Origin of the sequence: Spinactinospora alkalitolerans (genome assembly GCF_013408795.1) — a bacterium.
In the GTDB taxonomy this organism is placed as follows: Bacteria; Actinomycetota; Actinomycetes; order Streptosporangiales; family Streptosporangiaceae; genus Spinactinospora; species Spinactinospora alkalitolerans.
The window spans coordinates 2,871,463-2,898,233 of record NZ_JACCCC010000001.1; the positions used below are offsets into that span (position 1 = coordinate 2,871,463).

The window sequence follows — 26,771 nt, forward strand, 5'->3', positions numbered from 1 at the left end:
CCCGATCCTAGGATCGGGCGGCATGGGATTCTGGATGTGGCTCACCCGGCACGACCAAGAACAGGTGCTGGCCCTGCTGGACCATCCGGACGGGGTGCGAGCCGGACGTGACCGACTGCTGCAGGCGTGGTGGGACATGCCGGACGAGCCGGAGCAGGACCCCTCCGCAGCGCTGCAGGTCCTGGAGGAGGTGTGGACCGCCCGTACCTGGGACGCCCTGCACGTGCTGCTGACCGGCTGCGAGAACACCGACGACGACATGGTGCCGACCGGCGAGGCCCCCGCCCGCGACGTGGTCATGGGGGGTCTCGTCCTCAGCCCCGACGGCGGCGCCGCCCGGCTGAAGACCCCTCTGCTGCTGACGCCCGACGAGGTGCGCGCCGTGCACGCCCATCTGCAGGCCGTCGACCGGGACGCCCTGATCCGGGAGCGCCACCCGCTGCTGCGCGAAGTAGGGCCGTACTCCTTCGGCACCACCGCGGAGCCGGGCCGACCGGACGCCGAGGGCGACATGGTCCAGAACGGCTCCCTCGCCCGCGATTTCGACCTGCTCCGCGACTTCTACGCACGGGCGGCGGCCGGGGGCGACACCGTCATCAAGAACATAATGTAGCTCCCTCCGCGCAGTACGCGATCAGCCGGCGGGTGCGGTTTCCCGCCGGGACGCCGCCGTCAGCGCGGCGTAGGCGGCCTGCTCGGCGTCCATGACCTCCTCGGTGGAGAACCCGTTCGTCCACGGTTCGCCGCCGGCCACGGAGTAGGCCTCGCGCAGCGCGACCACCGCGTGGGCGAGCCGGTCGCGGGCGGCGGGCACCTCCTCCGGGGACTCCTCCCGCACCCGGCGCAGCCGTGCCTCCGCCTCCATGCAGGACTGCAGCGCCGCGCGCAGCCGCGGGAGGGCGCCGCCATTGACCACGGCGATGCTGACGACCACCCCGATCAGCGCGCCGATCAGGGTCGCGGCCACCCGCTCGGCCACCACCGCGTCGGTCGGCGCCGGATGCGTCAGATGGGTGAGGGCGAGCGTCAGCGGGGTGACGAACACGATCGCGAACGCGTAGTTGACCATGACGACCAGCTCCGCGCCGATCTGGCAGGCCACGATCACCACGAGGATCACCGCGGGCGCGGGATCGAGGCCGAAGAGCGCGATGGCCAGGCCGGCGCCGAGGAGGGTGCCGGCTGCCCGCTGGAGCGTGCGGTGCCATGTCGTGGTCACGTTCACCGTCTGCAGTACGGCGCCGGCCGAGACGAGCGCCCAGTAGGCGTGGTCGAATCCCAGTGCGATGCCGGTCAGCCCGGCGAGCAGGCAGGCGACGCCCACCCGCGCGGCGCCGGGGAGGAGAGGCGAGAGGCGGCGCAGCCCGGCGCGCGGCGCCAGGGGGCGGTCCGTCGATGCGGCGCCGCGGACCTGCTCCGCGCGCGAACGCGGTTCGGCGCGTTCGGAATCGGTGCTGAGCACGTCCGGCAGCCGGCGCAGCCGCGTCCGGCGGGCGAGCTCGCGCAGTCCGGCGGCTGTCCTGGCGTTGGTCGGCGGCGTGCCCGGCGCGTGCAGCAGGGACTCGGCGCGCGCGGTGAGCGCCTCCAGCCTGTGGACCGCCTCCGATCCGGCGGTGACCGAACCGTCCTGCAGCGCCTGCCAGGAGCGCCGCACCTCCAGGTGGGCCTGGTGGCGCGCGGCGGGCAGCGCCGCCCCCTCCGCGGTGAGGAACGCCGCGACCGCGACGAGTGCGCGGGCGGTCGCCAGGCGCTGCGGCGCGGTGCGGTGCGCCAACCGGCCCAGCAGTGCGACGCACCAGCACAGCAGCGCCGCGGACGCTGTCGAGGCGGCCACCCACGGCAGCGTCGACCAGGCCTGCGGAGCATAGGCCGCGGCGCCGGCGGCGAACACGAACATCAGTCCGCCCGGCGGTCCGAGCGCACGGGCGTCGGCGACGAGCTTCGCGGCCGCCGCGACCGCCGCGACGGCGATGACCTTGACGACTCCGCTGTCGGTGAGCAGCGAGGTGAGCGCCCCGGTGAGGACGCACAGCACCAGGCCTGCGCCGACCAGGGCGAGCAGCCGGGCACGGCGGGCGTAGGGATCGTTGCGACAGTACAGTGCGGTGAACGAACCGAACGCGGCGTAGGGGATGAGGTCGACGCGGTCCAGCGTGAGCAGCGCCACCAACGGGATCGTCACGCACACCCCGATGCGCAGGGACGGGACGGCGACGCCGCCGAAGAGCGCGCGCAGCCGCAGGGCGTCGCGCGGGCTCAGGACCCGCAGGAGGAGGAACAGGGGGCCGTGGCGCTTCAACACTAAGTCGTTCACAAGTAAATTATTCTAATGTATTTTACAAGTGAAGGAGTTTTCGGTGGGTGACACCGTGGCACGTATCTCCGCTCAGTGGCGTGAGCAGCGTCCTGACCTGGACGTGTCCAGCATGGAGGTGGTGGGGCGCGTCCTTCGGATGGCCGCCCTCGTGAACCAGATCACCGAGGAGACGTTCGCCGAGGCCGGTCTCATCCGACCGGAGTTCGAGGTGCTCAGCGCGCTGCGCCGGGCCGACGTGGGGCTGCGCCCGAGCCAGCTCACCCGCGAGACGCTCTCCTCCGGCGCCGCGACCACCAAGCGCCTGGCCAAGCTGGAGCGCGACGGACTGCTCACCCGCACCGCCTCCGCCCGCGACCGCCGCGAGGTCGACGTGCGCCTCACCGACGCCGGCCGCGCGCTCATCGACCGGCTGCTACCGCGGAGCCTGCACGCCGAGGCCGATGTCCTGGTAGCCCTCTCCCAGGCCGAACGCGACCGCCTCGCCGCACTGCTGACCAAGGTCCTCGCCCCTTTGGAGGGCGCCACCCGCTCCTAGTCGCGCTCGCCGGGAACGGGGACGTCCGGCTCCGGTGCGGACGGGGGGAGGCCGCGCAGCGGGACCGAGGCCTTCAGCAGCATCTCGTCGTACTCGTCCCGGGGATCGGAGTCCAGGACGATGGCGCCACCGGCCCCGATCGTCAGGTCGTCCCCGGTCCGCACCGCCGTGCGGATGACGATGCTCAGGTCCGCGGTCCCGCCGTGGGAGATGTAGCCCAGCGCGCCGGAGTAGACGCCCCGTGCGCTCGACTCCAGGCCGTCGATGATCTCCATGGTGCGCGGCTTCGGGGCCCCCGTCATCGACCCGCCGGGGAAGCAGGCGCGGACCGCCTCGACCGGGGACACGTCCGGGCGCAGTCGGCCGCGGACCGTGGAGACGAGCTGGTGGACGGTGGCGTAGGACTCGGTGTACATGAACGCCGGCACCTCCACGCTGCCGACCTCGCACACCCGGCCCAGGTCGTTGCGGAGCAGGTCCACGATCATCAGGTTCTCCGCGCGGGTCTTGGCGTTGGTGCGCAGCTCCTCGGCCAGGCGCGCGTCCTCGGCCGGATCGGCGCGGCGGGGCGCCGTGCCCTTGATGGGGCGGCTCTCCAGCACGCCCTCGGCGTCGACGCGCAGGAACCGCTCGGGTGAGGCGCTGTGCACGGTCGTCTCCCCCAGGCGCAGCAGCGCGGCGTAGGGCGCCGGGCTCATCCGGCGCAGCCGCCGGTAGAAGACCAGGTCGTCGGCTGGCGCGGGCAGGCGCAGCCGGTTGGTCAGGCAGATCTCGTAGCTCTCCCCCGCCGCGAGGTGGCCCAGGCACTCCTTGACGTCGGTGAGGTAGCCCTCCCGGGGGCGCTCCAGGTGCGGTTCGGGGTCGGCGGTCGGGCCGGGGGTCGGGCCGGGGCGCGCCCCGGCCGGCGCCAGTCCGGAGAGCGTGTCGGCGGTCGCGGCGAGCCACTCCTCGGCGCCGGGTCCCAGCGCCACCAGGTAGGTGCGGTCCTCGACGTGGTCGACGGCGAGAAAGCGGTCGCAGCGCAGCCACACCGCATCGGGCGTCGGCGCGCGGTGCGCGGCGGCGGCCCCGCAGTCGGCCTTGAGCTCGTAGCCGAAGTAGCCGACGTAGCCGCCGGTGAAGTCGAACGGCAGGTCGGCGAGCGCGCGCGGCCGGTGCGCGACGCGGCGCCGCAGCACGTCGAAGATGCTCCCCGGCTCGCGGTGGCGGGCGCCGGAGGAGGCGCGGACGGTCACGGCGCCCTCGCCGACCCGGTAGGTCAGCACCTCGCCGCCCGGCCCGTCGGCGTCGCCGAGGAAGGAGAAGCGGGCCGGGTCCGCGGCCAGGCTGCTGTCCAGCCAGAAGGCGTGCTCGCTTTCGCCGTACAGCCGGACGAAGGCGGCCTCGGCGTCCACGGCGCCCGGCAGCGTCCGATAACGCAGCGGCCCGGGGTGCGGACGCCCGCCCCGCGCCGGGGTTTCGGACACCGAGGTCCGATGTTCACCCAGTTCAGAATGGGCACTTCGGGACACTCTCCCCGTCCGGCCAATTTCGGACGGCTCCGCGTCCGCGTCCTCCTCCCGGGTTTCGGTCACCCGCGCCGGGGCGGAGTGGACCGTCCTGGCGCCGCGGGCCCGGGCGGCCAGCGCGCGGAAGTTCGCGATCAGCGCGCGCCCGTGCTCGCTCGCGATCGACTCGGGGTGGAACTGCACGCCCCAGCGCGGCAGCGCGCGGTGCCGCAGCGCCATGACCACGCCGTCCTCGGCCCAGGCGGTCGCGGCCAGCTCCGGCGGCAGCGGTTCGCACACGCGCAGCGAGTGGTAGCGGACCGCGGTGAAGTCCTGCGGCACTCCGGCGAACAGCTCCTCGCCGGTGTGGTGCACCCGGCTGAGGTGCCCGTGTCGCGGGACCGGCGCCGAGACGACCGGGGCGCCGACCGCGTGCGCGATCGCCTGGTGGCCCAGGCACACCCCGAGCACGGCCAGGTCCGGGCGGTCCAGGAGGCGCGGCACACGGCCGACGTCGCGCGCGTGCTGGGGCCGGCCCGGTCCCGGCGAGATCACCACGCCGTCGAAGCCGGCCGGGTCGACGGTGTCCCAGCGCGGGTCGTCATTGGTCAGCACGGTCGGCTCCACCCCGACCACCTCGGCGATCAACTGGAACAGGTTGTAGGTGTAGGAGTCGTGGTTGTCCACGAGCAGCACGCGCACGCCCGCAGCCTCCCCTCGCCGGCCGATCGCGACATTCCAGGTTAAGGCGCACGAAAAGCGGGAGGGGCGCGCCACCCCGGAGCGGACGGTGCGCCGTTCTCCCGGTCGGCGCCGGTGAGGGGGCCGCGGTGCGGCCGCCGCGTGCGGACGCGGCAGCAGGGCGGGGTCAGCTCCGGGCGGCCTCCCGGGCCGTACGCTCCAACAGGCTCCGATGGCTCTCCCGCCACGCCTGGTCGCCCGGCGCCATGTTGCGGTCGTCCTCCCGCAGTCCGGTGGCCCCGTCGACGAGCTCCCGCACGATGTCGGCGTGCCCGACGTGCCGATGGATCTCGGCGATCACGTGCACCAGTACCCGGTGCAGCGTCGCCTCGCTCCGGTCGTCCGGCCACCACGGCACCCGGCCGACGGCATCCGGCGCCAGCGCGGCGATCGTCTCGTCCGAGTGCGTCCACACCCGGCGGTAGAGTCCGACGATCTCGTCGCGCGACTCCTCGGCGGTCGCCCACATGTCCGCGTCGGGTTCCGCGTCAGGGCCGAACCAGGGCACCGGTTCACCGAAGTGCCGGCCGAACACGTATCCCGGGTACAGCAGCTCCACGCCGGTCAGGTGCTTGACCAATCCCAGCAGGTTGGTGCCGGTGGGCGTCATGGGGCGGCGGACGTCGTACTCGCAGAGCCCGTCGAGCTTCCACAGCAGGGCTTCGCGGGCCTCCTGCAGGTAACGGTGCAGATCTGATTTCGGTTCCGTCATGGCCGGGCTGCCTCCTGTATCGGGTCGTGGCCTCCTGCGCGTCCGGGGCGGATCGGTCGGGTCGTCGGTGCCCCGCTGTCGCGGAGGTCAGGGACTCAGCAGGCCGACGGGGTTGCCGTCGGGATCGGTGAACACGGCCATCCGCCCCATGCCGGGCAGGCTCTGCGGGTCCAGCGTTCGGCTGCCGCCGAGCCGCTCGACCCGCGTGAGCGCGGTGTCGACGTCGTCGACCTGGAAGTAGACGACGATCCCGGTGTAGGGGCTGCCGGGACCGGCCTGGCCGATTCCGCCCGCCGGTCGGCCGCCCTCCGCGCCCACCAGCGCGTAGCTCTCGTCCAGGGCGTTCACCGGCCAGCCGAACATCTCCCGGTAGAAGCGCCGCGCTCGCGGGGCGTCGGGGCTGGAGATGTCGAACCACGCGGGCGCGGGGTGGTGTCCGGTCGGCGTCATGAGGGTCCTCCTCGGCAGGGGCGGTGATGCTCGGTCGAGAAGGAGACTGCTGCCATGGGGCAGAATCGTCGCTCATGAGCGACGATTTTTCCGCGCGGTCCGCGGATACGGCAGCGGAGGGTGCCGAGGGGCCCGATCTGGATCGGGCGCGCGACGGGGACGACGCCGCGTTCACCCGCCTCGTGGAGCCCCTGCGCCGGGAGCTGCACGCCCACTGCTACCGCATGCTCGGCTCCACCCACGACGCCGACGACGCCCTGCAGGACGCCCTGCTGCGGGCGTGGCGGGGGCTCGCGCGCTTCGAGGGCCGCAGTTCGCTGCGCTCGTGGCTCTACACCGTGGCCACCCGCACCTGCCTGGACACCGTCGAACGCCGCGGCAAGCGGGCGCTGCCGGTCGACCTCGGCCCGTCCAGCGACCGCGCCGTGGTCGGCGACGCCCCACTGGGCGACATCGCCTGGCTGGGCCCCTACCCCGACGCGGGCCTCGGCGACGGCCGGCTCAGCCCCGACGCGCGCTACGAGCAGCGCGAAGCCGTCGAACTCGCCTTCGTCGCCGCCCTGCAGCACCTGCCGGGCAACCAGCGGGCGGCGCTGCTGCTCTTCGAGGTCCTCGGCTTCTCCGCCGCCGAGATCGCCACCATGATGGACACCTCGACCACGTCGGTGAACTCCGCCCTGGCGCGGGCCCGCCGGATCGTCGCGGAAAAGGTCCCCTCCCGCACCCAGCAGCAGACGCTGCGGGACATCGGCGACGCGCGCCTGCGGGAGATCGCCGTCGGGTACTCCGCCGCACTGGAACGCGGCGACGCCGACGGCCTGGTCGCGCTGCTGACCGAGGACGTCACCTGGTCGATGCCGCCGCTGGCGCACTGGTACCGCGGCCTCGACGCCGTCACCGACTTCGCCGTGCGGGTCCCGCTGACCGGATGCGGAAGCTGGCGGCATCTCCCGACCAGTGCCAACGGCCAGTCCGCCGTGGGCTTCTACCTCTGGGACGACGACGCCGGCGCGCACCTCGGCTGGTCGATCACCGTGCTGACCCTGCGCGGCGCGCGGATCGCCGAGATCACCTCGTTCATCGGCCGCGACCACTTCCCGCTCTTCGGCCTGCCCGCATCACTGCCCTGACCCGGCGGCGACACCCGGCCCGAACGCCGTCGCCTCCCACCCCGTGGGACCGGGGCCTGCCGACTAAGCTGAGCCGCATCGGCGGACCGACCACGAGGAAACCCTGATTTTCATGAGCGCCCAACCCGTACCGGACTGGCTGGTGCCGCCCCCCGACGGGTTCACCGCCGACGATCTCGACCGGCTGCCCGACCTTCCCCCGCACACCCAACGGATCGACGGAAGCCTCGTTTTCGCGAGTCCGCAGAAGCTCTTCCACATGCTGACCGTCCACCTGCTGGGGCAGGGACTGCGGGCCGCGTTCCGGCCCGTCTGCGGGTGCGGCGGGAGATGACGGTGACCCTGGGGCCGCGGCAGCGGCCCGAGCCCGACGTGCTGGTCGTGCGGGCCGAAGGCGAGGGAGGGATGGAGCAAAGCTCCTACCGTCCCGAAGCCGTGGAGCTGGCGGTCGAGGTGGTCTCCCCCGACTCCGAGGAACGCGACCGCGAGCGCAAGCCGCAGCTCTACGCCAGAGCCGGGATCACCCACTTCTGGCGGGTCGAGGAGGTGTCGGGACGGCCGACCGTCTACGTCTACGAGCTTGACCCGGCCACGGGCGCCTATGCGCTCACCGGCATCCACCACGACCGGCTCAAGCTCACCGTCCCGTTCGACATCGACATCGACCTGGCCGAGATCGACCGGCTCTGACCGGCAGCCGGGGCCGCGACCGAGGGCTTCGGTTCCGGTCGCGGCCCCATGCGGGAGAGCGGGGCGCGGTCAGGTGCCCATCTCCTCCAGGGTCCGGCCCTTTGTCTCTCGGATCAGCTTCCAGACGAAGACGAAGGACAGCACCGCCATCGCGGTGTAGATCGCGTAGGTGCCCGGCAGGCTCCAGTCCCGCAGGCTCGGGAAGGTGACCGTGACCAGCCAGTTCGCGACCCACTGCGTCGCCGTCGCCACGGCCATCGCCGCCGCCCGGATGCGCAGCGGGAACATCTCCCCCAGCAGCACCCACACGACCACGCCCCAGGACAGCGCGAAGAACAGCACGAAGGAGCTGGCCGACAGCAGCGCGACGACGCCCCACTCGAACGGCAGGTTCGCATCGTCCCCCGCGACCTGGGCGTGGCTGAAGGCGTAGGAGGTCATCCCCAGCGCGACGGCCATGCCGGCCGAGCCGATGAGCAGCAGCGGCTTGCGGCCGATCTTGTCCACCAGGGCGATCGCGATGAACGTGCCGATGATGTTGACGATGGAGGTGAACAGGCTCAGCAGCAGCGCGTTGGTCTCCTGCACGCCGACCGACTGCCACAGCGACGCGGAGTAGTAGAAGATCACGTTGATGCCGACCAACTGCTGGAACGCCGACAGCGCCATGCCGATCCACACGATCGGCAGCAGCCCGAACCGACCGCGCAGATCGCTCAGCCGGGGCTTGGTCTCCGAGCCCAGCGCACGGCGGATCTCGGTGATCCGGTACTCGATGTCGCCGCCCTCGACCTCGCGCAGGACGGTGCGCGCCCGTTCGACCTTGCCGATGCGCACCAGGTAGCGCGGCGACTCGGGAATCCCCAGACTCAGCACGAAGTACAGCAGTGCGGGGAGCACCTCCACGCCCAGCATCCACTGCCATGCCTGCAGCGGGCCGATGTAGTCCAGCGCGCTGCCGCCGGCGCCGACCGCGAGGCCGTAGTTGACCAGTTGGGACAGCGCGATGCCCAGCACGATGGCGAGCTGCTGCAGCGAGGCCAGTCGGCCGCGGTAGGCTGGCGGGGAGACCTCGGCGATGTAGGTCGGCGCGATCACCGAGGCGATGCCGATCGCGATGCCGCCGACGACCCGCCACGCCATCAGGTCCCAGATGGTGAACGGCAGCGCCGAGCCGATGGCGCTGGCCGCGAACAGCACGGCGGCGATCTGCATGACGCGGATGCGCCCGAACCGGTCGGCCATGCCTCCGGCGATGGCCGCACCCACGGCCGACCCGAGGAGGGCCGCGGCGACGGTGAAGCCGGTGACGGCGGAACTGACCTGGAAATGGTCCTCGATGGCAGCGACGGCCCCGTTGATGACCGAACTGTCGTAGCCGAAGAGGAATCCGCCCATCGCGGCGGCTCCCGCGATGAGCGCCACGTGGACGATGTTCATCTCATCACCGGTTTTGGCTCCTTCTGGGCCTGCTCTTGACACGAGATACTCCTAGCCGGGTTCGTCCTTCGATCCGTCTCGTCCGGATCGGACCCGATTGTTCACGCGGACCCCTTCAAGGCCCTCACGGGGAGTGAGGGCCACCGGTACGACACAGCCGTGACACGAGTCACCTTCCGGAAAAACGCGGCCTTACACGCGCGTCGGGTCACCGGTGGGTGACTCAGCGCACTCGTCTCGTCCGTGGCCTGCTCGTCCGCGGCGTCGACCGCCCCGGCGACGTTGCTCCCGGGGCACAGTGGGTAGGCAGGCCACGTCGCGAGGAAGACGCCAAGGACGGAGAAGAACCATGCCGGAACCACTCGACCTCCACGGCGAGGCGATGGCGGAGTTCGACCGGCGCGTGCGCGCCGTGCAGCTGCACCAGTGGGCCGATGCGACGCCGTGCACGCAGTGGGATGTCCACGACCTGGTCAACCATCTGGTCCAGGAGCAGTTGTGGGCGCCGCACCTGCTGGCCGGCGGCACGATCGAGGAGGCCGGCGACCGCTACGGCGGCGACCGGCTGGGCGAGGAGCCCGCCGCCACCTGGGAGATCGCCGCCCGCGAGGCGCGCGCCGCCTGGTTGCGGCCGGGGGTGCTGGACTCCACCGTGCACCTGTCGTTCGGGGACGCGCCGGCGACGGTCTACCTGTGGCAGATGACCTTCGACCTGGCCGTGCACGCCTGGGACCTGGCCAGGGCGATCGGGGAGGACGACAAGCTCGACCCCGGGCTGGCCGAGGCGCTGGAGGAATGGGTGGGGCGGCAGGACTTCGGCGCCAGCGGGCTGTTCGATCCGCCCGTCGAGGTCCCCGCCGACGCCGACGCCCAGACCCGGTTGCTCGCGGCCACCGGACGGCGCCCCTGAACCGTCCGGTCCCGGAGGGAGGGAGACGTTTCCCGGCAAATGCGGATGTTCGGGGGCACCGGCCGAATCGCGCCGGATTTTTTGTTAGAGACGCGGCGATCCGGATAGCACGACCCTGCGGGATGGGACCCACACCGGCCGGCCGTCACGGGGAAAGACGGTCGGCCGGTGCCTTTTGACCACGCTTGCCGCCTTGGAGGACCGCCTTGTCGCGTTTCGGGTATTTCCTGGCCACGGAGGAGCACTCACCGCGTGAACTCATCCGGCAGGCCCGCAGGGCCGAGGAGGCGGGGTTCGAGGCGTTGTGGATCTCCGACCACTACCACCCGTGGCTCGACGTCCAGGGGCAGAGCGCCTTCGTGTGGTCGGTGATCGGCGCGATCGGCGAGGTCACCTCGCTGCCGATCGGCACCGCCGTGACCTGCCCCATGGTGCGCATCCACCCCGCGATCGTCGCCCAGGCGGCGGCGACCTCGGCGGCGCAGGTGCGCGGCGGGTTCACCCTCGGGGTGGGGACCGGCGAGGCGCTCAACGAGCACATCCTCGGCGACCCGTGGCCGGCCGCGGCGGAACGGCGCGAGATGCTCGAAGAGGCCGTCGAGGTCATGCGTGAACTGTGGACCGGCAAGCTGGTCAACCACGACGGCGTGCACTACAAGGTCGACACCGCCCGGCTGTACACGCTGCCGGAGCAGGCCCCGCAGGTCTACGTCTCGGCGTTCGGCGACAAGGCGGCGCGGATGGCCGGCCGCATCGGCGACGGCCTGGTCCTCATGGGACCCGACACCTCCACCATCGAGGTCTTCCGTGACAGCGGCGGCGCGGGCAAGCCGATCCAGGCCGGGATGAAGGCCTGCTGGGGCAGCGACGCCGAGGAGGCCGCGCGCTACGCCTGCGAGAAGTGGCCCAACGACGCGATCCCGGGCGAGGCGTCCCAACTGCTGCCGCTGCCGCGCCACTACGAGCAGCTCTCCGGACTCATCACGCCCGAGCGCATCGCCGAGTCGATGCCGTGCGGCCCCGACCCGCAGCGCCACCTCGACGCCCTTCAGGAGTACGTGGACGCCGGCATCGACGACGTCTACGTCGGCCAGGTCGGGCACCGCCAGGACGACTTCTTCGAGTTCTACGGCGACGAGGTGCTGCCGGAGCTGAAGAAGCGCCGCTGAGCGGCGCCCGGCGGTCCCGATCACCGCCTCCTCGTGAATCCAGGACGGAAACCGTCCTGAACGGTCCCTGGTGTCGGTCCCGGCGCCGCGCCCACGGCGGCGACCTCGGCGCCTCCGTGGCGCCGGAGATCGCCGAGGCCGTCCCCGACCGTGTGGCCGGAGTGCACATCAACGGCGGGATCGGCTTCCGAGGCCGACCTCCCGGAGGTGGATGAGGAGGAGCGGGCGCACTACGCGGAGAGGCGGAAGTGGGCGGGCGGGGGCGTGGAGCGACCGCGCGGCGTCATCACCGGAACGCCGCGAGCCAGAACACGGGAGGGGACGCCCCGGAATACCACGCTGCGGACGTCCGTGCCTTCACCGAGCACCCGCGCGACCTCCGCGTCGAGCTCGACCGGCCCGTGGTCGACGTTCTGCACGGAGCCGGTGTGGCCGCGGCCCCGCAGCGACCATCCCCGGTCAGAGGAAGGCGGGCGGCTCGTGGGTGGTCCACAAAGCACCGCGCCGAAGTTTTGGCGCGTTCGTCCGCTGCGCAGTGTGATCGGGGTCCCCGATGATCGTCCCCATGACGATCTTCGAACCCCTCGCTGACAAGGCCCTGCGGCGCGAACCGCTCTCCCGCGAGGAGTTGCTGTCCGTGCTCACCTGCTCCGACGATGACCTGCTCGACGCCGTCGCCGCGGCGTTCAGGGTGCGGCGGCGCCACTTCGGCCGTCGGGTCAAGCTCAACTACCTGGTGAACCTCAAGAGCGGCCTGTGCCCCGAGGACTGCTCCTACTGCTCCCAGCGCCTGGGGTCGGCGGCCGACATCGTCAAGTACACCTGGCTGCGCCCCGAGCAGACCCGCGAGGCCGTCGACTGCGGCGTCGGCGCCGGCGCGGCACGGGTCTGCCTCGTGGCCAGCGGCCGCGGCCCCACCGACCGCGACGTGGACCGCCTGGGCTCGACCATCGAGCAGATCAAGGACGACCACCCCGATGTGGAGGTGTGCGCCTGCCTCGGCCTGCTCTCCGACGGCCAGGCCGAGCGGCTGCGCGAGGCGGGCGTGGACGCCTACAACCACAATCTCAACACCTCCGGCGAGCGCTACGGCGACATCTGCACCACCCACGACTTCACCGACCGCGTCGACACCGTGCAGCGGGCCAAGCACGCGGGTCTGTCGCCGTGCTCGGGCCTCATCGCGGGCATGGGAGAGACCGACGACGACCTGATCGACGCCCTGACCGCGCTGCGCGAACTGGAGCCGGACTCGGTTCCGGTCAACTTCCTCATCCCGTTCGAGGGGACCCCGCTGGCCGGGAAGTGGGACCTGGACCCGCGGCGCTGCCTGCGCATTCTGGTGGCCGCCCGGTTGGTCTTCCCCGACGCCGAGGTCCGCCTGGCCGGCGGCCGCGAAATCCACCTGCGCGGGCTGCAGCCGCTGGCGCTGCACGTCGTCAACTCGATCTTCCTCGGCGACTACCTCACCAGCGAAGGCCAGGCGGGCGCGGCCGACCTGGAGATGATCCGCGACGCCGGATTCACCGTGCACGACCCAGCCGCCGACCCCGCCACCGACTCCGGCGGCGCCGACGGAGGCAGTGGAAACGGTGCGGCGGCCGAGCCCGCCCACCGCCGCGACCTGGTCAAACCCCGCCGTCGCGGAGCCGGCACCGCCCTGCCCCCCAACGCCTGACCACCGGGCCGCCCCGCGGACGCGCCGATGTCCCCGGAGGAGGAACCGTCCGGGGGGGCGCCGGCGCGGTACCGCCGCTACAGCTCACCGCTCTTGGTGGAGGCCGAGAACTCGGTCCCGCCGCTGTGCCCGTCGTCCTCGCCGCTGCCGCCGTCCGCGATCCCGTCGCGGTCCGCAGCGGCGGCGCCCGTGCCCCGCAGCAGCGCCGCGACGGTGATCGCGACACCGGCCAGCAGCACCGCCAGCACGATGGTGGTCAGCCGCATCCCCTGCATGAAGGCGTCGCGGGCCACGGCGAACAACTGCTCACCGACTTGGCCGGGCAGCTCCTCGGCGGCCGCGACCGCGCTGCCGAGGGTGCCGCGGGCGGCCTCGGCCACCTCCGGCGGCGTGTCCGCGGGAAGGGCCTCCCCCGTCAACTGACGGCGGTAGACAGCGGCGCCGATGCTTCCGGCGATCGCCACGCCGAGCGCGATGCCCAGCTCGTTTCCGGTCTCCGCGGTCCCCGAGGCCGTCCCGGCGCGCTCCGGCGGGGCGCTGTCGATGATCATGTCGTAGGTCAGCACCATCGCCGGGTTGACGGCGAAGCTGAGGACGGTGAAGCCGATGACGGCGAGGGCCGGCCCCGAGGACCCGGCCGCGGCGATGATCAGGAGACCGGCCACCGCCAGGGCGAACGCCCCCGTGATCACCCGCACCGGGCGGACCCTGCGGGTCAGGAAGGGGACCAGCAGGGTCGCGGCGACTCCCGCGGCCATGGCCGGGACGGTCCACAGTCCGGCGCGCAGCGGGGACAACCCGAGCACGAGTTGCAGGTACTGCATGAGGAAGAACTGCGTCGCCGCCAGCACGAACAGGCCGGCGGTCTGGGCCCCCAGGGACACGCTGAACCCGCGGTGGGAGAAGAGCGCCAGGTCGAGCAGTGGATCGGTGAGCCGCCGCTGCCGCCGCACGAAGACCCAGCCGATGAGGGCTCCGGCGGCGATGGACAGCAGCGGCGCCGCGGCCGGGCCGACCTTGGCGAGTTCCTTGATCCCGTACACCACGGGCAGGATCGAAGCCATCGCCAGCGCGACGCCGACCAGGTCCACGCGGCCCGCGGAGCCGGATCGGAACTCCGGCACCACCAGCGGGCCGAAGAGGATCAGCAGGAGCATCACCGGTACCGCCGGCAGGAAGACCGAGCCCCACCAGAACATCTCAAGGAGAGCACCACCGACCAGCGGTCCGATGGCTCCACCGAGCATGAAGTTGGCCGACCACACCGCGATGGCGAACCTGCGCTGCACCGGGTCACGGAACATGTTGCTGATCAGCGAGAGGGTGGAGGGCAGCAGGGTGGCCCCGGTGATCCCGAGCAGGGCGCGGGCCGCGATCAGCATCTCGGTGCTGCTGGAGAAGGCGGCGAGCGCCGAGGCGGCGCCGAACGCGGCCCCGCCGACCAGCAGCAGCCTGCGGCGACCGATCCGGTCGCCCAGCGTGCCCATCGCGACCAGGAGCCCGGCGATCATGAAGCCGTAGATGTCGACGATCCAGAGCATCTCCGTGCTCGTGGGCTGGAGGTCGGCGCTCAGGTGCGGCACGGCCAAGTGCAGCGCGGTGAAGTCCAGCGCGATCACCAGTGCGGGCAGAGCCAGCACGACCAGCCCCATCCACTCGCGGAGCCCCGCTCGGTGCGCGGTCTCGGACATGTTCGATCTCCTCGGCTCGGTCTCGACGTCACCGCGAGGCTAGGAGCTCCAGTTAACTCGAGGTCAACGGAGGCCGTCGGCGGGGGGCGGCTCCTGGCGGCCGGTGCCGGCCGTGGCCGCGCGAGCTGCCACGACGGCCGCGGCCGCGGTGAACCGGCGGATCTCCTCCTCGGGGATCCGGCCGCCCGGACCGGCCAGCTCGCAGGCGGCGACCAGCCGGAAGACGAGCGCCCGGACCAGCATCTGCGTCCACTGGGCTCCGGCGTCGCCGACGTCGGCGACGGGGACCTCCCCGGGGTGGTACAGCAGGCCGTCGGCGACGACGACGGCCTCGGCGTAGGCCGCCGGACGCCAATAGGGCGAGAAGTCGATGATCACGGGGTCCCCGCCCTCGGCGAAGAGCACGTTGCCGGTCAGGTCGCCGTGGACGATCTGGGACGGCATCTCGACCGGGCGGCGCAGCCGCAGCAGCCGGGTGAGCACCGCCGCGGCCTCGGAACCGGTGTCGGCGCTCTGCTCGGCCCAGGCGACGCGGTCGGCGACGGCCCACGGGTGTCGGCGCCGCTCCAGGAAGCCGGGGCGCGGCACCCGGGCCAGGGCCGCGTGGAAGGCCCGGGCGGCGGTGAGCAGCTCGCCCCATCGGCCGCTCGGCCCGGGGGCGCCCGCGACCAGCGCGGTGGCGGTCCAGCCGTGGGCGACGTGCCGACCGGTGCCGACGCGCAGCGGCTCAGGGACGGCGAAACCATGCCCCCGGGCGACACCGCGCATGACCCCGGCGCTCCACTCCGCCTCCAGGGGATCGTCCGTCGGTTTGAGGACGGCCCCGCCCACGCGAAAGGCGCGCCCCTGCCCGCCGGGCAGCGGCTCGGGCTCCCCGGTGAGCCCGAAGGCGTCGAGCACGCGGCGAGGAGGCGGCTGGGAGACCTGCGTGTCGGGCATGCCGTCCAGGACACCACAGCCCCCGCTCGCCCGCGAGCGACTTCGCGGCGAGGGCGGTCGGCGCGGCCCGGCGACCGCATCACCACACCGAGGCGGCCCGCCTCAGCCGACCCGTTCCCCGTTCCTGTCCGCGGTCGGGCTGACGCCCCGGACCCGTTTGAAGGCGGCGCTGAAGCCGAACGCGTCCGCGTACCCGACCCGGCGCGCCACCGCGCCGACGGTCACGCCGGGCTCGGCCAGCAGGTCGGCGGCGAGCGTCATCCGCCATTCCGTCAGGTAGGCCAGCGGCGACTCGCCGACCAGCTCGGTGAACCGCTTGGCCAGCGTGGTGCGGGAGACCCCGGCCTCCGCGGCCAGGGACGCTATCGTCCACGGCTGTTCCGGCGCCTCATGGACGGCCCGCAGCGCCGGACCGACCACGTCGTCGCCGAGCGCGCGGTACCACGCGGGCGGATCCGCCTCCGGGCGGTCGAACCAGTCCCGCAGCGTGCACACCAGCAGCCAGTCCAGCAGGCGGTCGAGCACGATCTGGCGGCCCGGCCGGTCCCCGCCGACCTGCGCCTCGATGTAGTCCCGCATCGCCGCGCAGTCGTGGTCGTCCGGCACGACCAGCACGGGCGGCAGCACCCGCAGCAGCCGCCGCGGCGCCTGGTCCCGGACGTGGTAGGCCGCGGCCAGCAGCACCGTGCGTCCGGCGAGGTCCCCGGTCGGCGGCGGATCGCCCGCCGGGCCCGCGCCACCGCAGTGGGCCTCCCGCAGCAGTTCCGTCCGCGCGGCCGCCTCCGGTTCGTCGGCGAACACGAAGGGCTCCGGACCGAGCACGATCGCCGCGTCGCCCAGTCCTATGCGCCGCGGCTCCTCGCTGCCCCGCACGATCCACCCCTCGCCGCGCAGCGGCACGCACAGCGTCAGGGAGGCGTCGTCGGTGAACCGCAGCGCCCACGGCGGCGACAGCACGGAGCGGCCGAACACGGCCCCGTTGCCCCGCACACCCCGCAGCAGATCGTCGAACGCGTCCATGGCGCCACGATAGACGCGCCGTCCGGCGCACCGGACGATCGCGCATGCACCCCGGACGCACGGCCATGGTCCGCGCCGCCCCGGACCGGTTGACTCACTGCCATGACGACGAACACGACACGAACGAGATCCTGGTCCTGGGCGCGACGGGCAAGACAGGACGCCGACTGGTGCGGCGGCTGCGCGCGGCGGGTGCGTCGGTGCGGGCGGCCGCCCGTTCCGGCGAGGTGCGCTTCGACTGGTCCCGGCCCGACTCCTGGGACGGCGCCCTGGCGGGTGCTTCTGCGCTGTACCTCGTCGCGCCGGACGATCCGGTCTCGGTGCGCGACTTCGTCAAGCGGGCGGAGGCCGCGGGCGTGCGCCGCTTCGTGGCGCTGTCCGGCCGCGGCATCGACCACGTCGGCGAGGGATTCGGCCAGGGCATGCTCGCCGGTGAGCTTGCCGTGCGCGACTCCGGCGCCGAGTGGACGGTCCTGCGGCCCAACAACTTCGACCAGAACTTCGACGAGGACCTGTGGCGGGCCTCGCTGCGGGCCGGTCGCCTGGCGCTGCCGATCGGCGCGGTGCCCGAGCCCTTCGTCGACGCCGAGGACGTCGCCGAGGTCGCGGCGGCCGCGCTGACCGAGGACGGCCACGCCGGGCGGGTCTACGACCTGTCGGGGCCGCGCGCGCTGACCTTCGGCGCGGCCGTCGAGACGATCGCGGAGGCTGCGGGGCGCCCGATCCGGTACGTGGAGCTGGCGCCGGAGGAGTACCGCGCCGAACTGCTCGCCGAAGGCCACCCCGAGGCCGCCGCCGAGGCCCTCGGCACGATGTTCGCGCTGCACCGCGCCGGGTACACGGCCGAACCCGCCGACGGGGTGCAGCGGGCGCTCGGCCGCGAACCGGTCGACTTCGGCACCTGGGCCGCACGCGCCGCCGCGGCCGGCGCCTGGGCCTGACCGTCCGCACGGGGTCCCCGAAGGAACCGGAGGACGGCGTCCGGGCCGGTCGTCGAACGCGCGGGGCGCTCCGGGGCGCCCTGCGGCTCAGGCGCGTGCGGCCAGGGAGTACATCAGGGGAGGGCGCGGGGCGCCGTCGGGGAAGCGGTAGCGGCCGTTGTCGCGGACGAGGGAGCCGTAGCGCTGGAACATGGTGGCGTCGCGCTCGTGCAGGAACTCCAGCCGCAGCCCGGCGGCGGCCAGGGCGGTGACGACCTCGCCGAGGGTGTGGTGCCATTCGACGCTGGTGTTGTGCACGGTCGGCGCGTTCCAGTCGACGTAGCTGCCCGGGGCCTCGTAGGTGCGGGCGCGCGTGTCGAAGTAGTCCCCGGTGACCTCGCCCCCGCGCTCGTCGTCGAGGATGTCGGTGACGGGGTGGAACTCGGCGAGGTAGAGCACTCCGCCCGGGCGCAGCAGGCTCGCCACGACATCGCCCCACCTCGGCAGGTCGGGCAGCCAGCACAGCGCGCCGGCCCCGGTGTAGACGACGTCGAAGCGCCGGCCGCCCAGAGCGGCGGGGGCGTCGTAGAGGTCTGCGGCGACGAACGCTGCGCGCTCGGCCAGGCCGAGGTCGGCGGCCAGGGAGCGGGCCACCTCGGTGGCGGGGACCGAGAAGTCCAGTCCGGTGACGCGGGCGCCGCGGCGCGCCCAGGCCAGGGTGTCCACGCCGATGTGGCACTGGAGGTGCACGAGGTCCTTGCCGTCGACGTCGCCGAGCTCGTCGAGCTGGAACCGGTCGAGGACCTCGGCGCCGGCGCGGAAGCCGGCCACGTCGTAGAAGTCGCTCACGGCGTGGATCGGCACCCTCTCGTCCCACATCCGGCGGTTGAGCGCGATCTGCGCCGCGGTCCCGGCGCTCATGCCCGAATTCTCCATGGCGGGCACCCTACGTTTCCCCGCAGCAGCGTGTCCCCTTCTTTTCCGCGCGCTCCGCTGCCGGAGGACACGCCCCCCGTGTACGGGGCCTCGTCACGCCGGCGATCCGTCCTGCCGGGGCCGGTCCATCGCGAGTGGATACGTTCACCGGATCGGGACGAAGCCGCTCTCGTAGGCGGCGATCACGGCCTGGATCCGGCTGCGGACCCCGAGTTTGGTCAGCACGTTCCGGACGTGGGTCTTGATCGTCTCCACTCCGAGCACGAGCTCTTCGGCGATCTCGACATTGGACAGCCCCCGCGCCATCATCCGCAGCACCTCGTGTTCCCGCTCGGTGAGGTTCGCGTGGTCCAGGCCGGTGCCGCGCACGGTGCCGTGCCTGCCCACCAGGTTGCGGACCGCGGCCGGGAACAGCAGCGAGTCGCCGCGGTGCACGGTGCGGATCGCGTCCGCGTACTGCTCGCCCTCTGCGCGTTTCAGCAGGAAGCCGCGGGCGCCGCAGCGGAGCGCGCCGTAAACGTAGTCGTCGTTTTCGAAGGTGGTGACGATGAGTACGGCCGGACCGGCACCGACCCTGCCGAGCAGTTGCGTGGCATGGATTCCGTCGATGCGCGGCATCCGTATGTCCATCAGCACCACGTCGGGCGCCAGGCTCCGGGCGGCCTCGACGGCGACCACCCCGTCCTCGGCCTCGCCGACCACCTCGAGGTCGGGCTCGGAGTCGACGATGGCGCGCAGGCCGCGACGCACCAGGGGCTCGTCGTCGGCGATCAGGACCCGGATCATGCGGCACCGTCCTTGGGCAGCGGCAGCTCAACGGCCAGACTCCAGGTGCCGCCGTCGGCGACGTTGGTGATCGACCCGCCCAAGGCGTGCACCCGCTCCTCCATGCCCCGCAGCCCTCGGCCGGGGCGCAACGGAGCTCCGGCCGCGGTCGGGTTCACCAGCGTGACGGCCAGGCAGCCGGGCCGCTTCGCGACCTGCAGGCGCGCTGAGGCGTCGACGGCGTGCCGCAGGGCGTTGGTCAGCCCCTCCTGGACGATCCGGTACGCCTCCCGGCTGATGACGGTCGGCAGGCCGCCGAGGTTGCCGTGGACGTCCGCCCGCACGTCCAGTCCGGCGGCCCTGGTGGCGGCGACCAGCTCATCCAGCACCTCCAGGTCGGGCGCCGGGAACCGGTCGGCACCCTTGCGTGCCGCCCCCTCGCGCAGCAGGCCGAGCATGTGATCGAGGTCCGCGGTCGCCGATCGGGACGTCGACTCGATCGTCTCCAGCGCGCCGTCGGCGAACTCCGGGTCGCGGGTGAGCAGCTTGCGGGCGGCGACCGCCTGCAGGGTCACCAGACTGAGCGCGTGCCCGACACTGTCGTGGAGCTCGCGCGCGATCCGGTTGCGCTCGGTGAGCCGCGCGGTGACGGCCTCCAGGCGCTGCAGCCGCTCGGCGTAGGACGGGCCGAGCAGCGCCGGCGCGGCCCGCGCCAGCAACGCCCCCAGCCCCACCGGAATCGCCACCGCGATCACCAGGCATGCCAGACCGGCGAACGGCATCCAGGCATCGCTCCAACCGCCAGTGGCGCGCAGCCAGTCCACCGAGGACACCGGATCGCCCGCGGACAGGTTCAAGGGCGCCGCGATCAGCGCCAGACCGAGCGGGATCAGCGTCGCGGCGTCGACCACGACCACGCCGCCGGCGAGCACGTGCACCACGAACCACACCGCGGCGCGTATCCGTTGCTCGGTGCGGTGCGCGGGCCCTGGGACGCCGTCGGGGAAATCCACGCCGAGCAGAGACTCGGCCGCCACGGCCTCGACCTGGCGCGCCGGCGCCACCAGCCCGACCAGGACCGGCGGCACGGCCACGACGACGGCCGCGATCACGATCGTGAGCCAGTCCTCCAGGTGCCGGGCCGCTATCAGGATCAGCGTGCCGTCGAGTAGCGCGAACGACAGCGCGAGCGCCGACCCGAGCAGCAGGAACACCACTCTCAGATAGGTGACGGGGCGCAGTGGAAACGCCGCAGCGGTGGACACGGTCTCATCCTGCCAAAGGGCCGCGGGAGGGCGGATCCCCCACGTGAGGGATCCGTTTCACTCGTCGGGGTGGCGCCCCGGGAGGGCCGGTGCACCGAGGCTGGAGCCGCCGCCCACCCGAAGCGGGACAGGGGTCCGACACGACGGGAGTCGCTCATGGGAACCGCGCATACCACCGATGGCCGTCGCGCCGCCGTATCCCCCGGAACGCCGCGCTGGGCGTTCCGGGCCGCCTACGCGGTGCCGTTGTGCCTGTTGCCGTCGTCCGTGTGGCGGGCTCAGCTCGTGGTGGCGACCGACCTGGCCGACGGCTGGTACCTGCTGGTGCTCAGCGCAGTGGAGATGGGCCTGGGGCTGCTCACGCTCGGACTGGTCCATTCGTGGGGGGAGATCGTGCCGCGCTGGGTCCCGCTGCTGGGCGGTCGGCGCCTCCCGACCCGCGCGGTCGTCATCCCCGCCTCGGTCGGCGCGGCCGCGGTCACCCTTCTCTGCGCCTATGCGGTGCTCAACGGAATCTTCCACCTCGTGACCCCGGAACAGGCCCGCGCGCTGAGTCCGGGGCTCTTCGACGTTCCCGAGCAGCCCGATGCCGAACCGCCGGGAGGCTGGGTCGTCGCGGCCTACGCGCCGCTTTTGGCGTGGGGACCGCTGTTGGCTGTTGTCACGTGCGCCTACCACCGCCGCCGCACCCGCACCGCGTAGCCGCAGGTCACCATGGAGGCGGAGCGGTACAAGATAGTTAAGCAGACTCTTGACCTTCCTCGGAGTGGAGAGGCATAGTCAAGTACATGCTTAACCAAAGTGGTCAGATGGATCGGGTGTTCCACGCGTTGGCCGACGCCACGCGCCGGGCCATGGTCGAGCGGCTCGTCCGGGGCCCCGCCTCGGTGAGTGAGCTCGCGCGGTCACACGCCATGTCGCTGCAGGCGGTCATGCAGCACCTGCAGGTTCTCGAAGCGTGCGGACTGGTGCGGTCCGAAAAGGTCGGCAGGGTCCGCACCTGCCACATCGAACCGCAGCCGCTGCGGTCGGTCGAGGAATGGATCGTCCGGCGGCGGACCGACTGGGAACGCCGCCTCGACCGGCTCGGCGACCAGCTCGCCGAGGATCCCGCCACCACAGAATGAGAAGAGGAGAGCACGATGTCCGTCCCTTCCGTCAAGCACGCCACGTTCACCCTGGAGCGCGACTACCCCGCGCCGCCGGCCCGCGTGTTCGCCATGTGGGCCGACCCCGCAGCCAAAGCGCGCTGGTTCGCCGGGCCGGAGGCCGAGCACGAACTCGACTTCCGCGTCGGCGGCCACGAGACGAGCCGCGGCCGCAACAGCGACGGCCGCGTCCTGACCTTCGAGTCCGTCTACAGCGAGATCGTCCCGGACACCCGGATCGTCTACACCTCGGGCCTGTACGCCGAGGAGACCCTGGCGACGGCGTCACTCACCACCGTGCAGTTCGCCCCCACCGACGAGGGCACCCGGCTGGTGGTCACCGAGCAGGGCTCCTACCTCGACGGGCACGAGAAGCCGGCCTGGCGCGAGCAGGGCGCCGGCGGCCAGCTCGCCGCGCTCGACGCGGAGGTCCGGGCGGCGGCGCGGTGACGGCCGGCGAGTTCCGCGCCCGGGCCCTACCTGGTCAGGAGTTCACGCAGTGCCTTGACGACCTCGGCCGGGGCCTCCTCCGCCATGAAGTGGCCGCAGGAGACCGTGGTGTGCCGCAGCTCGGGGGCCCACGCTCTCCACAGCGCGGCGGCGTCGTATCCCAGAGTCGCGCCCCAGTCCTGCTGCAGTACCGACACCGGCATGCGCAGCCGGTTCCCGGCCCGGCGGTCGGCCTCGTCATGCTCGACGTCGACACCGGCCGATGCCCGGTAGTCGGCGACGATGGAGGTGACGGCCGCACGGGACGCCTGCAGGTAGGCGGCTCGCACATCGGCGGGGATCGCATCGGGGTCGCGGGTCCAGGCGTCCAGGAAGTGGCCGAAGAAGGCGTCCGGGCTGCCGCTGATCAGCTGCTCGGGCAGGCCGGCCGGCTGGGCCATCAGGTAGAGGTGGAAGCCGACGGCGGCGGAGGTTCCGCGCAGCACGTCCCACATGTCCAGGGTCGGCAGCACGTCGAGCGAGGCGAGGTGGGTGACCGCGTCCGGGTGGTCGAGGCCGGCGCGGACGGCGACCAGGGCACCCCGGTCGTGGCCCGCGAGGGCGAAGCGGTCGTGGCCGAGGGCCCGTGCGAGGGCGACGATGTCGGCGGCCATGGTGCGCTTGGAGTAGGCGTGCCCGTCGGTGTCGGCGGGCTTGTCGCTGTCGCCGTAGCCGCGCAGGTCGGGGCAGATGACGGTGTGGTCGGCGGCGAGGTCGGCCGCGACGTGCCGCCACATCAGATGGGTCTGGGGGAATCCGTGCAGCAGCACGACCGGACGGCCCGAGCCGCCGACGGCGGTATTGAGCGCGACGCCGTCGGCGACGGGGACGCGCTGGTGGTCGAATCCGTTGATCCTCGGTTCCACGGTGATTCCTTCCGCTGTTCGGTCGGGTACGAGCCTGCCGGGCGCGGATGAGCAGCCGATGAGCAACGGCTGAGCGCGGCAGCCGGCGACCAGGAGACACGGCGGGCGGCCGGATACATTGGGCGGCATGAGCGGGGAGGCGGCAGGCGCGGCGGCGGTGGCCTTCCGCGTGCTGGGCCCGCTGGAGGCCGCCGATGAACGCGGGCCGCTCGCCCTGAAGGGGCCGCGGCACCGGGCGGTGCTGGCACGGCTCGTGATCGCCGAAGGCCGGGCCGTCCCCGTCGACCGGCTCGTCGAGGACCTGTGGGAGACGCCCCCGGACGGCGCCGTGGCGGCGATCCGCACCTTCGTCTCCGGGCTGCGCCGGGCCCTGGAACCGGGCCGGCCGCCGCGACGGCCCGCCCGGCTGCTGGTGACCGCGCCACCCGGCTATGCGCTCCGGGCCGCCCCGGACGCGGTCGACGCCCGGCGCTTCGAGGCGACCGTGGCACGGAGCGGCCCGCTGCTCACCGAGGGGCGGGCCCGCGAAGTGCCGGCCCGGCTGGAGGAGGCGCTCGCGCTGTGGCGGGGGCCCGCCTACGCGGAGTTCACCGCCTACCCGTGGGCGCGCGGCGAGATCGACCGGCTGGACGGGCTGCGGCTGCTGGCCGTGGAACGGCGGGCCGAGGCACTCCTGGAACTGGGCCGGGCGGTCGATGCCGTACCCGATCTGGAGGCGCACACCCTGGCTCATCCGCTGCGCGAGAACGCCTGGCGGCATCTGGCGCTGGCACTGTACCGCTCCGGTCGGCAGGGCGATGCCCTCTCAGCCCTGCGCCGGGCCCGCGAGACCCTGGTGACGGAGCTGGGCGTGGACCCCGGCCCCGAACTGCGGCGGTTGGAGACCGACGTCCTCGCCCAGGCGCCGCACCTCACTCCCCGCACCCGAGCCGTCGCCGCCGCGCGCCCCGATCCGCCGCAGGAGGCAACGGCGCCGCCGCGCGAGTCCGCCTCGCGCCCGTTCGTCGGCCGGGCACAGGAACTGGAGCTGCTGGAGCAGGCCGCCGCGGCCGCAGCGCAGCACGGCGTGACCGGGGTGGCGCTGGTCTCCGGCGATGCCGGGGCGGGGAAGACGGCCCTCGCCGAAACGTTCACGCGGGGGCTGGCGGCACGCGGGTGGACGACGGCCTGGGGCCGCAGCCCCGAGCACGACGGTGCACCGGCCGCCTGGCCCTGGACGCAGATCGCCGACGCGCTGGCCGACGTGGCCGCCGGGCCCGACGGTTCCGGCGGCCACACGGGTTCCGCACCGGCTGCGGACCCCGCCGCTGCCCGGTTCCGCGCCCTTCGCGAAGCCGTCTCCCTCCTGGCCTCGGTGGCGGACCGGGGCCCCGTCCTGCTGGTCTTCGACGACCTGCACCGGGCCGGGGAGGAGACCCTGGAGCTGCTCACCGCCCTGGTCACGGAGGCGGTCCCCGGGCCGGTGCTGCTGATCGGGACCTACCGGACCGGTGAGATCTCCCCGGCGCTGGCCGGGGCCCTCGCCCGGCTCGCCCCTCGGGAACCGGTCCGGGTCTATCTGGGCGGCCTGCCCGAGACGGCGACGGGGGAGCTCGTCCGGGCCGTCGTCCACCACGACATCGACGCGCGGACCGTCCACACGATCCACCGGCGCAGCGGCGGCAACCCCTTCTTCGCCCGGGAGCTCGCCCGGCTCTTCTCCAGTGAGGGGAGCGCCGCGCTCGACGCGGTTCCCGCCGGTGTCCGGGACGTCATCCGCCACCGGATGGCCGCGCTGCCGCCATCGGCCCGGCGACTGCTGCAGCAGGCGGCCGTGATCGGCCGCGACATCGATCCGGACCTGCTGGCGTCCCTGTCGGACGACGAGGACGGCCTGCTCGACGCCTTGGACGCGGCGCTGCTCGCGGGCTTCCTCACCGAGCAGGACACCCATGACCTGCGGTTCGCGCACGTCCTGGTGCGCGACACCCTGTACGAAGGCATCTCCCGCCCGCGCAGGGCGCATTGGCACACGGCCGTCGCGGAAGCGATCGAAACGCTGCGCCCCGACGATGTCTCCTCGCTCGCCCACCACTTCGGCCGGGCGGCCACGTGCGCCACGGCCGCCCGGGCCGCGCGCTACGCGCGGGCCGCGGCGTTCCAGGCGGAACGGCGGTTCGCCCCGCACGAGGCGGCCCGGCTGTGGCGGGATGCCGTCACAGCCCACGACCGCTCGGGCGACGGCGACGTCCGAGGCCGGCTGGAGGCGGTCATGGGCATGGTGCGGGCGCTGGCCGTGACCGGCCGGCTGGAGGCCGCCCGGCGGCACCGCGCGGAGGCGGTCGCCGCGGCCGAGGAGTTGGGCGATCCGGATCTCACGGCGGAGGTCATCACGGCCTTCGACGTGCCCGCCGTCTGGACGCGCAACGACGACGAGAAGCTGGCCCGGCAGGTCGCCGAGGCGGCCGAACGCACCCTGGCCGCCCTGCCCGACAACCGCGAGGAGCAGCGCAGCCGCCTGCTCAGCACCATCGCCCTGGAGCTGCGCGGCACATTCACCGACCGCGGCCGCCGCGCCGCCCGCCGGGCGGAGGCGATCGCCCGTCGCCTCGGCGATCCGGCCCTGCTCGCCCTGGCCCTCAACGCCCGCTTCATGCAGTCCTTCCAGCGTGCCGGACTGGCACCGCAGCGTGCCGAGACCGGCACCGAACTGGTCGAACTGGCCGCCCGGCACGGCCTGGTGACCTTCGAAGTGCTCGGCCACCTCATCCTCGTCCAGGCCCACTCCGCGCTCGCCGACTTCAGCACCGCCGACGCCCACGCGGCGGCCGCCGACCGGCTGGGCGCACGGTACGAGATCCCGCTCGTCGGCGTGTTCACGCAGTGGTACACCGCGCTCCGGATGACCGCCGCAGGACACCCGGCCGAGGCCGAAGCCGCGTACCGCACCGCGGGCACACGGCTCGCCGACAGCGGTATGCCGGGCGTCGAGCAGGGCATCCTCCCCCTCGCGCTGCTGTGCCTGCGCATCCAGAACGGGGAGCCCCCGCCGGCGGACGCCCGGGCGGCCTGGGGGCCCTACGCGCCGTGGGCCCGCCCGTTGACCTCCCCGACAGCGGCCCCCGGCGAGGCTGCACCCGTACCGGACGCACCCCCCGACCTGCTCAACGAGGCGCTCACCTGCCTGGCCGCACGGGCCGCCGTCGCCGTCGCCGACCGCCCCTCGATGGAGCGCGCGTACCGTCGGCTGCTCCCCGCCGCCGGGGAGCTGGCCGGTGCGGGCAGCGGCCTGCTGACCCTCGGCCCCGTCGCACACCACCTCGGCGACCTCGCCCGCACGCTCGGGCGCCGGGCCGAAGCCGCAGACCACTACCGCAGGGCCCTGCACATCGCCGCCAAGGCCGGGGCGCCACACTGGGCGACCGCCGCACGGACGGCGCTGAACCACCTCGATTGAGCGGCGCCGCTGCCGCACGCCCGCGGCACCGCCCCCG

General features: G+C 73.3%; 23 protein-coding genes and 1 pseudogene. 12 read left to right on the forward strand and 12 right to left on the reverse strand.

Annotation, left to right across the window (positions count from 1 at the left end; translation table 11 throughout):
• Nucleotides 1-22 precede the first annotated feature (22 nt).
• Nucleotides 23-613 carry a DUF1877 family protein gene (locus HDA32_RS12655; RefSeq protein WP_179643374.1) on the forward strand — a complete coding sequence of 197 codons (591 nt, stop codon included), beginning with the start codon at nucleotides 23-25 and terminating at the stop codon, nucleotides 611-613.
• 21 nt (nucleotides 614-634) lie between these two features.
• Here HDA32_RS12655 and HDA32_RS12660 read toward each other — a convergent pair whose 3' ends face one another.
• Complete coding sequence (locus tag HDA32_RS12660) at nucleotides 635-2,314, reverse strand: FUSC family protein (RefSeq protein ID WP_312863160.1); 1,680 nt, start codon at nucleotides 2,312-2,314, stop codon at nucleotides 635-637.
• A 43-nt stretch (nucleotides 2,315-2,357) separates the two neighbouring features.
• Between HDA32_RS12660 and HDA32_RS12665 the strand changes: the two genes are divergently transcribed.
• A complete protein-coding gene (locus HDA32_RS12665; protein WP_312863161.1) occupies nucleotides 2,358-2,852 on the forward strand; it encodes a MarR family winged helix-turn-helix transcriptional regulator in 495 nt (164 codons plus the stop codon).
• On the opposite strand, the gene pabB is transcribed toward HDA32_RS12665, so the two are convergent.
• From pabB to HDA32_RS12680, 3 genes are all read right to left on the reverse strand, one after another.
• Nucleotides 2,849-5,041: an aminodeoxychorismate synthase component I gene (gene pabB, locus HDA32_RS12670; RefSeq protein WP_179643375.1), complete on the reverse strand. Its 2,193-nt coding sequence runs from the start codon at nucleotides 5,039-5,041 to the stop codon at nucleotides 2,849-2,851. The genes HDA32_RS12665 and pabB overlap by 4 nt on opposite strands.
• Nucleotides 5,042-5,207: 166 nt before the next feature.
• Nucleotides 5,208-5,792: a DinB family protein gene (locus HDA32_RS12675; RefSeq protein WP_179643376.1), complete on the reverse strand. Its 585-nt coding sequence runs from the start codon at nucleotides 5,790-5,792 to the stop codon at nucleotides 5,208-5,210.
• A gap of 87 nt (nucleotides 5,793-5,879) precedes the next feature.
• Nucleotides 5,880-6,242 (reverse strand): VOC family protein, encoded by a 363-nt coding sequence (locus HDA32_RS12680; protein WP_179643377.1) that lies wholly within the window; start codon nucleotides 6,240-6,242, stop codon nucleotides 5,880-5,882.
• A gap of 74 nt (nucleotides 6,243-6,316) precedes the next feature.
• Between HDA32_RS12680 and HDA32_RS12685 the strand changes: the two genes are divergently transcribed.
• On the forward strand, nucleotides 6,317-7,372 hold the full coding sequence (locus HDA32_RS12685) for a sigma-70 family RNA polymerase sigma factor (protein WP_179643378.1): 1,056 nt from the start codon (nucleotides 6,317-6,319) through the stop codon (nucleotides 7,370-7,372).
• 112 nt (nucleotides 7,373-7,484) lie between these two features.
• Nucleotides 7,485-8,062, forward strand: a pseudogene (locus HDA32_RS12690) (Uma2 family endonuclease).
• A gap of 69 nt (nucleotides 8,063-8,131) precedes the next feature.
• On the opposite strand, the gene HDA32_RS12695 reads toward HDA32_RS12690, so the two are convergent.
• Nucleotides 8,132-9,502 carry a sugar porter family MFS transporter gene (locus HDA32_RS12695; protein WP_179643379.1) on the reverse strand — a complete coding sequence of 457 codons (1,371 nt, stop codon included), beginning with the start codon at nucleotides 9,500-9,502 and terminating at the stop codon, nucleotides 8,132-8,134.
• Between the two features lie 349 nt (nucleotides 9,503-9,851).
• Here HDA32_RS12695 and HDA32_RS12700 point away from each other — a divergent pair, with 349 nt between their 5' ends.
• The 3 genes from HDA32_RS12700 to bioB all read left to right on the forward strand — a co-directional run bounded on the left by HDA32_RS12700 (nucleotide 9,852) and on the right by bioB (nucleotide 13,259).
• Nucleotides 9,852-10,412 carry a TIGR03086 family metal-binding protein gene (locus HDA32_RS12700; RefSeq protein ID WP_179643380.1) on the forward strand — a complete coding sequence of 187 codons (561 nt, stop codon included), beginning with the start codon at nucleotides 9,852-9,854 and terminating at the stop codon, nucleotides 10,410-10,412.
• A 206-nt stretch (nucleotides 10,413-10,618) separates the two neighbouring features.
• Complete coding sequence (locus tag HDA32_RS12705) at nucleotides 10,619-11,581, forward strand: TIGR03557 family F420-dependent LLM class oxidoreductase (protein WP_179643381.1); 963 nt, start codon at nucleotides 10,619-10,621, stop codon at nucleotides 11,579-11,581.
• Nucleotides 11,582-12,146: 565 nt separating this feature from the next.
• Complete coding sequence (bioB, locus tag HDA32_RS12710; RefSeq protein ID WP_179643382.1) at nucleotides 12,147-13,259, forward strand: biotin synthase BioB; 1,113 nt, start codon at nucleotides 12,147-12,149, stop codon at nucleotides 13,257-13,259.
• Nucleotides 13,260-13,336: 77 nt separating this feature from the next.
• Here bioB and HDA32_RS12715 read toward each other — a convergent pair whose 3' ends face one another.
• The 3 genes from HDA32_RS12715 to HDA32_RS12725 all read right to left on the reverse strand — a co-directional run bounded on the left by HDA32_RS12715 (nucleotide 13,337) and on the right by HDA32_RS12725 (nucleotide 16,909).
• Complete coding sequence (locus HDA32_RS12715) at nucleotides 13,337-14,950, reverse strand: MFS transporter (protein WP_179643383.1); 1,614 nt, start codon at nucleotides 14,948-14,950, stop codon at nucleotides 13,337-13,339.
• A 63-nt stretch (nucleotides 14,951-15,013) separates the two neighbouring features.
• Nucleotides 15,014-15,889 (reverse strand): phosphotransferase, encoded by an 876-nt coding sequence (locus tag HDA32_RS12720; RefSeq protein ID WP_179643384.1) that lies wholly within the window; start codon nucleotides 15,887-15,889, stop codon nucleotides 15,014-15,016.
• 102 nt (nucleotides 15,890-15,991) lie between these two features.
• Entirely contained in the window at nucleotides 15,992-16,909 is a 918-nt protein-coding gene (locus HDA32_RS12725; RefSeq protein ID WP_179643385.1) for an AraC family transcriptional regulator, read from the reverse strand.
• A 44-nt stretch (nucleotides 16,910-16,953) separates the two neighbouring features.
• On the opposite strand from HDA32_RS12725, the gene HDA32_RS12730 reads away from it, so the two are divergent.
• On the forward strand, nucleotides 16,954-17,850 hold the full coding sequence (locus tag HDA32_RS12730; RefSeq protein WP_246334323.1) for an NAD(P)H-binding protein: 897 nt from the start codon (nucleotides 16,954-16,956) through the stop codon (nucleotides 17,848-17,850).
• An 87-nt stretch (nucleotides 17,851-17,937) separates the two neighbouring features.
• Here HDA32_RS12730 and HDA32_RS12735 read toward each other — a convergent pair whose 3' ends face one another.
• The 3 genes from HDA32_RS12735 to HDA32_RS31770 form a co-directional block, all read right to left on the reverse strand.
• On the reverse strand, nucleotides 17,938-18,750 hold the full coding sequence (locus HDA32_RS12735) for a class I SAM-dependent methyltransferase (protein WP_179643386.1): 813 nt from the start codon (nucleotides 18,748-18,750) through the stop codon (nucleotides 17,938-17,940).
• 159 nt (nucleotides 18,751-18,909) lie between these two features.
• Nucleotides 18,910-19,551 carry a response regulator transcription factor gene (locus tag HDA32_RS12740; protein WP_179643387.1) on the reverse strand — a complete coding sequence of 214 codons (642 nt, stop codon included), beginning with the start codon at nucleotides 19,549-19,551 and terminating at the stop codon, nucleotides 18,910-18,912.
• Nucleotides 19,548-20,795 (reverse strand): sensor histidine kinase, encoded by a 1,248-nt coding sequence (locus HDA32_RS31770; protein WP_179643388.1) that lies wholly within the window; start codon nucleotides 20,793-20,795, stop codon nucleotides 19,548-19,550. Before HDA32_RS31770 ends, HDA32_RS12740 begins: the two co-directional genes overlap by 4 nt.
• A 156-nt stretch (nucleotides 20,796-20,951) precedes the next feature.
• Here HDA32_RS31770 and HDA32_RS12750 point away from each other — a divergent pair, with 156 nt between their 5' ends.
• The 3 genes from HDA32_RS12750 to HDA32_RS12760 all read left to right on the forward strand — a co-directional run bounded on the left by HDA32_RS12750 (nucleotide 20,952) and on the right by HDA32_RS12760 (nucleotide 22,393).
• Nucleotides 20,952-21,497: a hypothetical protein gene (locus tag HDA32_RS12750; RefSeq protein WP_179643389.1), complete on the forward strand. Its 546-nt coding sequence runs from the start codon at nucleotides 20,952-20,954 to the stop codon at nucleotides 21,495-21,497.
• 107 nt (nucleotides 21,498-21,604) lie between these two features.
• Complete coding sequence (locus HDA32_RS12755) at nucleotides 21,605-21,922, forward strand: ArsR/SmtB family transcription factor (RefSeq protein WP_179643390.1); 318 nt, start codon at nucleotides 21,605-21,607, stop codon at nucleotides 21,920-21,922.
• A 15-nt stretch (nucleotides 21,923-21,937) separates the two neighbouring features.
• Nucleotides 21,938-22,393, forward strand: coding sequence for an SRPBCC family protein (locus tag HDA32_RS12760; protein WP_179643391.1), 456 nt, complete (start codon nucleotides 21,938-21,940; stop codon nucleotides 22,391-22,393).
• Nucleotides 22,394-22,419: 26 nt separating this feature from the next.
• Here HDA32_RS12760 and HDA32_RS12765 read toward each other — a convergent pair whose 3' ends face one another.
• Nucleotides 22,420-23,298, reverse strand: a complete 879-nt coding sequence (locus HDA32_RS12765) for an alpha/beta fold hydrolase (RefSeq protein ID WP_179643392.1) — start codon at nucleotides 23,296-23,298, stop codon at nucleotides 22,420-22,422.
• A gap of 127 nt (nucleotides 23,299-23,425) precedes the next feature.
• Between HDA32_RS12765 and HDA32_RS12770 the strand changes: the two genes are divergently transcribed.
• Nucleotides 23,426-26,734, forward strand: a complete 3,309-nt coding sequence (locus HDA32_RS12770; RefSeq protein ID WP_179643393.1) for an ATP-binding protein — start codon at nucleotides 23,426-23,428, stop codon at nucleotides 26,732-26,734.
• Nucleotides 26,735-26,771 lie beyond the last annotated feature (37 nt).

Coding starts and splice junctions, on each gene's coding strand:
- HDA32_RS12730 (WP_246334323.1), top strand. CDS start 16,954: ATGCACCCCGGACGCACGGCCATGGTCCGCGCCGCCCCGGACCGGTTG.
- HDA32_RS12675 (WP_179643376.1), bottom strand. CDS start 5,792: ATGACGGAACCGAAATCAGATCTGCACCGTTACCTGCAGGAGGCCCGC.
- HDA32_RS12740 (WP_179643387.1), bottom strand. CDS start 19,551: ATGATCCGGGTCCTGATCGCCGACGACGAGCCCCTGGTGCGTCGCGGC.
- HDA32_RS12750 (WP_179643389.1), top strand. CDS start 20,952: ATGGGAACCGCGCATACCACCGATGGCCGTCGCGCCGCCGTATCCCCC.
- HDA32_RS12695 (WP_179643379.1), bottom strand. CDS start 9,502: ATGAACATCGTCCACGTGGCGCTCATCGCGGGAGCCGCCGCGATGGGC.
- bioB (WP_179643382.1), top strand. CDS start 12,147: ATGACGATCTTCGAACCCCTCGCTGACAAGGCCCTGCGGCGCGAACCG.
- HDA32_RS12760 (WP_179643391.1), top strand. CDS start 21,938: ATGTCCGTCCCTTCCGTCAAGCACGCCACGTTCACCCTGGAGCGCGAC.
- HDA32_RS12755 (WP_179643390.1), top strand. CDS start 21,605: ATGGATCGGGTGTTCCACGCGTTGGCCGACGCCACGCGCCGGGCCATG.
- HDA32_RS12680 (WP_179643377.1), bottom strand. CDS start 6,242: ATGACGCCGACCGGACACCACCCCGCGCCCGCGTGGTTCGACATCTCC.
- HDA32_RS12700 (WP_179643380.1), top strand. CDS start 9,852: ATGCCGGAACCACTCGACCTCCACGGCGAGGCGATGGCGGAGTTCGAC.
- HDA32_RS12770 (WP_179643393.1), top strand. CDS start 23,426: ATGAGCGGGGAGGCGGCAGGCGCGGCGGCGGTGGCCTTCCGCGTGCTG.
- HDA32_RS12715 (WP_179643383.1), bottom strand. CDS start 14,950: ATGTCCGAGACCGCGCACCGAGCGGGGCTCCGCGAGTGGATGGGGCTG.
- HDA32_RS12685 (WP_179643378.1), top strand. CDS start 6,317: ATGAGCGACGATTTTTCCGCGCGGTCCGCGGATACGGCAGCGGAGGGT.
- HDA32_RS12655 (WP_179643374.1), top strand. CDS start 23: ATGGGATTCTGGATGTGGCTCACCCGGCACGACCAAGAACAGGTGCTG.
- HDA32_RS12725 (WP_179643385.1), bottom strand. CDS start 16,909: ATGGACGCGTTCGACGATCTGCTGCGGGGTGTGCGGGGCAACGGGGCC.
- HDA32_RS12735 (WP_179643386.1), bottom strand. CDS start 18,750: ATGAGCGCCGGGACCGCGGCGCAGATCGCGCTCAACCGCCGGATGTGG.
- HDA32_RS12720 (WP_179643384.1), bottom strand. CDS start 15,889: ATGCCCGACACGCAGGTCTCCCAGCCGCCTCCTCGCCGCGTGCTCGAC.